The sequence below is a fragment of the Kitasatospora sp. NPDC058243 genome (assembly GCF_042882025.1).
Taxonomy (GTDB): Bacteria; Actinomycetota; Actinomycetes; order Streptomycetales; family Streptomycetaceae; genus Kitasatospora.
On the sequence record NZ_JBHVWW010000125.1, the window covers coordinates 1 to 8,417 of the forward strand.

The 8,417-nt window shown below is 73.3% G+C and carries 8 protein-coding genes; 1 reads left to right on the forward strand and 7 read right to left on the reverse strand.

What is annotated here, in order from left to right:
• Positions 1–50: 50 nt before the first annotated feature.
• The 7 genes from ACFVX9_RS39085 to ACFVX9_RS39115 form a co-directional block, all read right to left on the reverse strand.
• Entirely contained in the window at positions 51–734 is a 684-nt protein-coding gene (locus ACFVX9_RS39085) for a DUF742 domain-containing protein (RefSeq protein ID WP_079135609.1), read from the reverse strand.
• A gap of 161 nt (positions 735–895) precedes the next feature.
• Positions 896–1,309 carry a roadblock/LC7 domain-containing protein gene (locus ACFVX9_RS39090; protein ID WP_030057391.1) on the reverse strand — a complete coding sequence of 138 codons (414 nt, stop codon included), beginning with the start codon at positions 1,307–1,309 and terminating at the stop codon, positions 896–898.
• Positions 1,310–1,319: 10 nt separating this feature from the next.
• Positions 1,320–4,673, reverse strand: a complete 3,354-nt coding sequence (locus ACFVX9_RS39095) for a nitrate- and nitrite sensing domain-containing protein (RefSeq protein ID WP_380380244.1) — start codon at positions 4,671–4,673, stop codon at positions 1,320–1,322.
• Positions 4,674–5,066: 393 nt separating this feature from the next.
• Positions 5,067–5,651, reverse strand: coding sequence for an ATP/GTP-binding protein (locus ACFVX9_RS39100; protein ID WP_063347719.1), 585 nt, complete (start codon positions 5,649–5,651; stop codon positions 5,067–5,069).
• Positions 5,632–6,057, reverse strand: coding sequence for a DUF742 domain-containing protein (locus tag ACFVX9_RS39105; RefSeq protein WP_063347718.1), 426 nt, complete (start codon positions 6,055–6,057; stop codon positions 5,632–5,634). Before ACFVX9_RS39105 ends, ACFVX9_RS39100 begins: the two co-directional genes overlap by 20 nt.
• Positions 6,058–6,222: 165 nt before the next feature.
• On the reverse strand, positions 6,223–6,636 hold the full coding sequence (locus tag ACFVX9_RS39110; protein WP_030057391.1) for a roadblock/LC7 domain-containing protein: 414 nt from the start codon (positions 6,634–6,636) through the stop codon (positions 6,223–6,225).
• Positions 6,637–6,646: 10 nt separating this feature from the next.
• A complete protein-coding gene (locus tag ACFVX9_RS39115; RefSeq protein WP_387986985.1) occupies positions 6,647–6,913 on the reverse strand; it encodes a hypothetical protein in 267 nt (88 codons plus the stop codon).
• Between the two features lie 102 nt (positions 6,914–7,015).
• On the opposite strand from ACFVX9_RS39115, the gene ACFVX9_RS39120 reads away from it, so the two are divergent.
• On the forward strand, positions 7,016–8,417 hold a 1,402-nt coding region (locus tag ACFVX9_RS39120), incomplete at its 3' end, for a hypothetical protein (RefSeq protein WP_387986988.1).

An 8,417-nucleotide genomic window follows, 5' to 3' on the forward strand; every position in this document is an offset into this window, starting at 1 on the left:
CCGCGACGACGATCTTCGCGGAGGTGGTGGCGCGGGTGGGGGCGGCCGCGTTAGAGCTTGCGAAGTCCACTGAGGACCCTTTCGAGCAGCGTGACGTCGGGCTGGTTTCCGGATTCGCCGCCGGAAGCGGGCTGGTGGATGGCGACGAGGCCGGCCTCGGCCAGGTCGGCCACGAGGATGCGGGCTACTCCCAGGGGAAGGGAGAGCAGCGCCGACACCTCCGCGACGGATTTGACCTCCCTGCACAGGGTGCAGATCCGCTGGTGCTCGGGGAGCAGGGTGGCCAGGCGCTGCGGGTCGACGTCGGCGGAGACGAGGGCCTCCAGCGCGAGTTCGTAGCGCGGCCGGGTGCGTCCACCGGTCATCGCGAACGGCCGGATCAGCGGGCCGGAGTCGGGCTCGTCCTCGAACTCCTCGACGTGCCCGGGCTCGTGGGCCGGCCGGTGGTCGGGGGCGGGCGCCGGGTAGCCGGGCGGCGGCGTGTCGAAGGCGGGCTGCGGCTGTCGGTACTGGCCGGGCGGGCCCTGCCGGTCGTACTGCTCCTGCTGCGGCTGCCCGTACGGGTGCTGGGGCTGCCCGTACTGGTGCTGGCCGTACTGCTGTCCGTGCTGCTGGCCGTGCTGAGGCTGGCCGTACTGCTGACCGTGGCCGACGCCGGGTGCTCCGAAGGCGTCATGGCCTGTGCCAGGGTACGGAACGCCGTACTGGCCGCTGCGGTCGTCGGGCGGTGTCACGGTTCCTCTCCTCACAGGGTGCGGCGGTGCGGTGCGAGCTTCGGCGCAGGTCCGGAGCCGGTGGTGCGAAGGCCGTACAACGTCCGAACCCGAGCCCGCCGAAGCGGGCCCGGGAAGGACGCGGAGGTACTTCGAATACCTGGACGGTATCCGACGGACCGTCAGTGCAGGAGACTGCCCTGGAGTTCCGCGCGGAGTGCGGGGGTGAGGACGGCGCCGGCGCGGTCGACGAGGAGGGCCATCTCGTAGCCGACGAGGCCGATGTCGGAGTCGGGGGAGGCGAGTACGGCGAGGGCGGAGCCGTCGCTGACGGCCATGAGGAAGAGGAAGCCTCGTTCCATCTCGACGACGGTCTGGTTGACCTCGCCTCCTTCGAAGATCCGGCTGGCGCCGGAGGTGAGGGAGGTGAGGCCGGAGGCGACGGCTGCGAGCTGGTCGGCGCGGTCGCGGGGGAAGCCCTCGGACATGCACAGCAGGAGGCCGTCGGCGGAGACCACCACGGTGTGGGACACCCCGGGGGTGTTGTCCACGAAATTGGTGATCAGCCAGTTCAGGTTCTGTGCGGCCTGGCTCATCTGAGTCAACTCAACGCTCCTGGTGGTTCGAGCCGCCGAAGAGATCGGTGCTTCGGTTCTGTCCGTTGCCGGACGGGTCTACCTGATCGGGGTCGATCCGGAAGCTTCCGGTGTTACCGGCACTGCGGCCCTGCTCCACGCCGCGGCGCAGGTTGGTGAGCCGACCGCGGACCTCCTCGGGGCTGCGGGAGACCTGCGGCCCTTCCTGCGGAGTGGGCTTGGCGTTTCCGGCCACCAGGTTCTGCTTGGGCACGCGCCGCGGCAGGCCTGCCCCGGTGGTGCCGCCGGAGGCGGGCTCGCGGGTCTGCTCGGCCTGCTGCCAGGCGCCGTCGTTGGGCGACTGCCAGGGCGAGTTGGTCGGGCCGGTCGGGCCGTAGCCGCCCAGCGCCGACACGTCGTGGCCGCGCGGCTCGTCGACCGCCGAGGTGTCCTTGGCGCCGGCGAACCAGTTCGGGGTCTCGCCGCCGGAGCCGCCGCCCGCCGGAGCGGTCGGGGCGCCGAAGCCGCCACCCGCCAGCTGCTGGCCGGGGCGGCGCTGCGGCAGCCCGGACGGCAGGGTGGGGGTGGGCTCGGCGGCGGGCAGTGCGGGCGGCTCCGGGGCGTACGGGTGGCCGGCCGGGGCCTCCTCGGCCTGCTGGCCGTACTGGTCGGCGTAGCCGTCCTGGTAGCCCTGGTAGCCGTCGCCCTGGTAGTCCTGGCGGCCGTACTGGTCGTCGGCGTAGCCGGACTGGTCGTAGCCCTGCTGCGGGTACTGGCCGTACTGGTCCTGGCCGTACTCGTCCTGCTGGTAGCCGTCCTGGGCGTAGCCGTACTGGTCGTCGGCGTAGCCGGACTGCTGCTCGTAGCCCTGGGGGGCGTACTGGTCGTAGCCCTGCTGGTACTCCTCCTCGACCTCGGCGTCCAGCACCGGCGGCTCGCCGTCGTGCGGGCCGCTCTCCAGGGCCGCGCGGCGGACCTGGTCGAGGCGCTGCGAGCGCTGGACGGCCTCCAGGGCCGGGCTGAAGCCGCTGGATCCGGCGTTGCCGGTGCCGGTGAGGTGGTCGTCGAAGCCCAGCTCGGCGGCGCTGCGCGGCTGGCCGTTGGGCGCCCACTGGGAGGTCGGCTCCTGCTCGGCGAAGATCCGGGAGACGGTGAACTGCTCCTCGGGCTCCGGCGCGGCGCCCGACCGGGTGATGAACGGCGGGATCATGACCAGCGAGGTGGTGCCGGCGGACTCGCCGGACGGGCGGAGCTGGACGCGGACGTCGTGCCGCTGGGACAGCCGGCCGACCACGAACAGGCCCATGCGGCGGGAGATGGTGGCGTCGACGGTGGGCGGCTCGGCCAGCTTCTCGTTGATCTCGGCGAAGTCGTCGGCGGTGAGGCCGATGCCCTTGTCGTGGATCTCGACCAGCACCCGGCCGTCCGGCAGGCGGGTCGCGTTGACCAGGACCCGGGTCTGCGGGCTGGAGAACGAGGTGGCGTTCTCCAGCAGCTCGGCGAGCAGGTGGACGAGGTCGGTCACGGCGGCGCCGACGACCTCGACCTCCGGGATGCCGGACAGCTCGACGCGCTCGTACTGCTCCACCTCGGAGGAGGCGGCGCGGAGCACGTCGACCAGCGGGACCGGGGTGTTCCAGCGGCGGCCGGCCTCCTCGCCCGCGAGGACGAGCAGGTTCTCACCGTTGCGGCGCATGCGGGTGGCGAGGTGGTCCAGCTTGAAGAGGTTCTCCAGCTGGTCCGGGTCGGCCTCGTTGTTCTCCAGGTCGGTGATCAGCGCCAGCTGGCGCTGGATCAGGCCCTGGCTGCGACGCGACAGGTTGGTGAAGATCGCGTTGACGTTCCCTCGCAGCAGGGCCTGCTCGGCGGCGAGCGCCACGGCCTGCTGGTGGACCTGGTCGAACGCCCGGGCGACCTCGCCGATCTCGTCCTTGCCGTGCAGCGGGATCGGGGTGACGGAGGTGTCGACCCGGTCGGGGTCGGTCTTGGAGAGCTTCTCGACCAGGTCCGGCAGGCGGTGGTCGGCGATCTCCAGGGCGGCGCTGCGCAGGGTGCGCATGCCGAGGATCATCGAGCGGGCGACGTAGCCGGTGAGCAGGCCGGCCAGGATGAGCGCCGCGACGACGATGATCGTGTTGAGGATGGCGTCGTAGAGCGCGTTGTCCTTGAGGCCGCGGGAGTCCGTGAGGACGTCGTCCAGCAGCTGGACCTCGGTGTCGCGCAGGGCCTGGATGTGGGTGTTGGCGGCCTGGTTCCAGTTCTCCGGGGTGAGACCGGAGTCCTTGGCCTCCTTGTAGGCCTGGTCGGCGGCGGCCTTGCCCTTGCTCTGGCCCTCGGCGGCGGCCTGGCTGTAGGCGGCGCCGAGGGAGAGCAGGGTCTGCATGGAGGGCGCGGTGCCGTTCGGCATCTTGTAGGCCGAGCGCTCCTGCGCGGCGGCCTGGACGACCTGCGCGTTGGCGTACTTGCGGGCGTCCTCGGGGGCGCTGCCGGTGTTGAACTCGGTCAGCGAGACCTGCTCCAGCCGCTCCGCGACCAGGATCTGCTGGATCACGTCGGCGTTCTCGAACCGGGTGGTGGCGTTCTGGGAGATGCCGACCAGCAGGTGCAGCATGAGCGCGCGCTGGGTCGAGGCGGAGGCCTTGGCGAGGGACATCGCGTAGATCGCGCGGCCCTTGCTGGCGGCGTTGGTGGAGCCGATGCCGACCGAGTTGTCGTAGGACAGCAGCGGGGCGAACATCACCGAGTAGGCGTTGACGGTGGCGCCGGCGAACAGCTCGGATCCGTACGCGCTGGACCGCAGGTGCGGCAGGTCGACCACCAGGGCCTGGAAGCCCTCGTGGCGGCGCGGCAGTTCGCCGGACTTGTCGGAGGCCGCGTAGGCCGCCTCGTACGCCTTCAGCGCGGCGTCCGTGTTGGCGCGGATCTTGGCGACCTTGCCGTCCGGGTCCTGCTTGGTGAGCAGGGGTATCAGCGTGGTGTCGCGCTCGATCTCCAGCGCTTCGGCGAGCTCGGTGGCCGCCTTGGCGAGCTCGGCGGTCTTCTCGGCGCGGGAGGCCTTGATGTAGCCGTCGACCGAGGTGTTCACGCGGAGGCCGCCGAAGACGAGGCTGATGATCACGGGGATCAGCAGGATCGCGATCAGACGGGTCGGCACGCGCCAGTTGCGCGGGCGGAGGAAGTCGTACCGCCTGGAGGCGTCGCCGTCCGGACCGCCGCTGCGGGGTTCCGTGGACGCGGCCGGGGGCTGCGGGGCCGGGGAGGCCTGGGAGCGCTCCTCGGTGGGGGTGAAAGCGGAGAATCCGGCCGGGTCCGCTGCGGTACCGTTCGGCTCGCTCCGGCGGGGCTCGGAGCGCCGCTGCGGGGCGGGTTGCTGCTTACGCCTCACTCGACAACTACCTCTCGGCCGACTGTCGGCCATGGATCAATCCAGCGCTACCCCCGGGCCCTGGCCCGTCACCGGTGGGCCGGCGCGAGGGTTTCAGGGGTAGCTGGAATTTCAGCACGTGCAGGGATGGGGGACAAACAGCCGCAGGATGGCCCCCGCGTCGGCGCAATAGGGACATTCACCGACATGACGGAGCAAAACCGTGGTCTTCTGGCGCTGAGTGGCGCTAGTTCACCACGCAGAGTCACTGTTGATCACAAAATGCCTACCGAACTGTTATCCGCTGCTTATACAGCGGGTCTTGCGCGATGCCCCTGGAGGACATCGGCCGGTAGCGGCTCCGCCCCGGGGGCCGTCACGCCGACGGCCCCCGGGGTCCGGATGTCCGGCCCGTCATCGGAGTCGGGCGAGGAGGGCGTGTTCGACGAGGGTGATGAGGGCGCTCTTGGCGCTGTCGCGGCGGCGGGCGTCGAGGGTGACGACGGGGGTCTCGGCGCTGAGCTGGAGTGCTTCGCGGACCTCGTCGGCGGTGTGGGGCTGGTGTCCGTCGAAGCCGTTGAGGGCGACGACGAAGGGGAGTCCGCTGTTCTCGAAGTAGTCGAGGGCGGGGAAGCAGTCGGCGAGGCGGCGGGTGTCGACGAGGACGACGGCGCCGATGGCGCCGCGGACGAGGTCGTCCCACATGAACCAGAAGCGGTCCTGTCCGGGGGTGCCGAAGAGGTAGAGGATGAGGTCTTCGTCGAGGGTGATGCGGCCGAAGTCCATGGCGACGGTGGTGGTGGTCTTGCCGGAGACGTGGCTGAGGTCGTCGATGCCGGCGGAGGCCGAGGTCATGACGGCTTCGGTGCGCAGGGGGTTGATCTCGGAGACGGCGCCGACGAGCGTGGTCTTGCCGACGCCGAAGCCGCCCGCGACGACGATCTTCGCGGAGGTGGTGGCGCGGGTGGGGGCGGCCGCGTTAGAGCTTGCGAAGTCCACTGAGGACCCTTTCGAGCAGCGTGACATCGGGCGTTCCGCCCGACTCGCCCGCGGCGGCGGGCTGGTGGATGGCGACGAGGCCGGCCTCGGCCAGGTCGGCCACGAGGATGCGGGCCACACCGAGCGGGACACCGGCCAGTGCGGAGATCTCCGCGATGGACTTGACCTCACGGCAGAGGTTCACGATCCGGGCGTGCTCGGGCAGCAGGCCGCCGGTCCGTTCGGCGTTGCCGGTGGTCGAGATCAGGGCCTCGATGGCGAGCTGGTACCGGGGCCGGGTGCGGCCACCGGTCATCGCGTACGGGCGGACCAGCGGCTGCTGCTCGTAGCCGTCGGACTGCTGCCCGCCGTAGCCGCTGCCGTACCCGTTGCCGTACGAGCCGGCGGGTGTCGAGGGCGGGGTCATGGGTCCTCCTTGTGCTGCAGCCTTGGGCAGCCGGTTCCAGCTGGGGCGGTGCCAGCTGAGGCGGGATCAGCTGCCTGAGGGTAGCTGAGGGTGAGACGCCGGGGCCGGTCGGGTCGGACCCGGCGGGGGAGGTGGGACGGTGGACGGATCCCGCTCGGACTCCGGTCAGTGCAGGAGACTGCCCTGGAGTTCCGCGCGGAGTGCGGGGGTGAGGACGGCGCCGGCGCGGTCGACGAGGAGGGCCATCTCGTAGCCGACGAGGCCGATGTCGGAGTCGGGGGAGGCGAGTACGGCGAGGGCGGAGCCGTCGCTGACGGCCATGAGGAAGAGGAAGCCTCGTTCCATCTCGACGACGGTCTGGTTGACCTCGCCTCCTTCGAAGATCCGGCTGGCGCCGGAGGTGAGGGAGGTGAGGCCGGAGGCGACGGCTGCGAGCTGGTCGGCGCGGTCGCGGGGGAAGCCCTCGGACATGCACAGCAGGAGGCCGTCGGCGGAGACCACCACGGTGTGGGACACCCCGGGGGTGTTGTCCACGAAATTGGTGATCAGCCAGTTCAGGTTCTGTGCGGCCTGGCTCATCTGATTCAACTCAACGCTCCTGGTGATCTGCGCCGTTGCCGTCGGTCCGGCCACCGAAACTATCGAATCCGGGCTGCTGGGCACCATGCTGGGAGCCCGGCTGGTTGGCCTGTTCGGCCCCGGCCCGGCGGCCCTGCTGGATGCCGCGGCGCAGGTTGGTCAGCCGGCCGCGGACCTCTTCGGGGGCCCGGGAGACCTGCGGACCGGTCAGCGGCGAGGCCTCGGCGGTGCCGGAGACCAGGTTGGCCTGCGGGGTCCGCCGGGGGAGACCGGACATCGTGACGCCGCTGGTCGAGGGCTCGCGGACCTGCTCGGCGCGGCGCCAGCGCTCGTCGTTCGCGGACGGGCGCCAGGGGGCGTCCCCGGTGCCGGGCTGCGGTTGCTGGCCCTGCTGCGGCTGCTGCTGGCCCTGCGGCTGCTGGCCCTGCTGCGGGGCCTGGGGCTGCGGAGCCTGGGGGGCCTGAGCCTGCGCGGCCTGCTGCGGAGCCTGGGGCTGCTGGGCCTGGGCCGGCCGGCCCTGTCGGCTCTGCGGGTCGGACGGCTGGAACTCCGGCGCCGAGGTGCCGGGCCGGCGCGGCTGGTACGTCCGCGGCCGCGCCTCCTGCCCGCCCTCCTGCGGGTACCACGGCTGCTCGGCCGCACCCCCGGACGGGCCGGTCGGCAGGGCCATCGGCTCCGGCCGGGCCTGCTCCTGGCGCACCGGCTCGGGCCGGGCCTGCTCCTGACGGACCGGCTCCGGACGCGCCGGGTTCGGCAGCACCGGCTCCACCAGACCGAGGCCCAGCGGGTCACGCGGGTCGATCTGGCTGGCCTCGAAGCGCGGCCGGGCGAACTGCTGGGTGCTCTCCATCGGCGCCGGCTCGGCCGACGGCAGCGGCTGGGCCTGCTGCTGCGGCGGCAGCTGCGGCTGGCGGTCGCGCTGCGGCGCGTCCGGGCCGGGGCGCTGCGGGCGGCGCTGGCCCTGCGGACCGGGCTGACCCTGCGGGCCGCCCTGACCGGGGCCGCCCTGGCCCTGCGGGGCCGGCCTGCGCTGCGGCAGGCCCTCCTGCGGGCGGTTGCCCGGGCGGGCGCCCTGCTGCTGCGGAGCGCCGCCCGGCCGACCCGGCCGGCCGTGCTGCGGCTGCTCGCCGGTCCGGGGGCCCGGACCGCCGTCGAACTCGCCACCCGGGCGCGGCCGTTCCTGGCCGGGGCGGCCCTGGGCGGGGCGGCCCTGGGCGGGCTGCTGCTGCTGGCCGGGGCGGCCCTGGGCGGGCTGCTGCTGGCCGGGGCGGCCCTGGGTGGGCTGCTGCTGACCGGGTTGGCCCTGGGCGGGCTGCTGCTGGCCGCGGCGGGGCAGGCCGCCGGGGCCGCCCTGCGCCGGGCCCGGCCGGTTCGGGCCGCGCTGCGGCAGGCCGCCCTGCGGGGACTGCTGGGGCTGCGGGGCCTGAGGGGCCTGCTGGGTCGGCTTCTGGCCCTGGGGCTGGGGGGCCTGCCGGCCCGGGCCCTGGGGCCCCTGGGGCTGCTGGCCCGGGCCCGGCTGGCCCGGCTGGACGGGGTTCTCGCGCAGCGACTTGCCGACCTGGCGGGTCGGCAGGCCGCCGGCCCGGCCGCCGGGCGCGGCAGGCGCACCCGGTCCGGTCGGAGCACCCGGAGCACCCGGAGCACCCGGAGCACCCGGAGCGGTCGGAGCACCCGGAGCGGTCGGAGCGGTCGGAGCGGTCGGAGCGGTCGGAGCGGTCGGGCCGCCCTGGCCGAGCTGCGGGCGGCCGCCCTGCGGGGCGCCGCCGGCCGGGCCCTGGCCG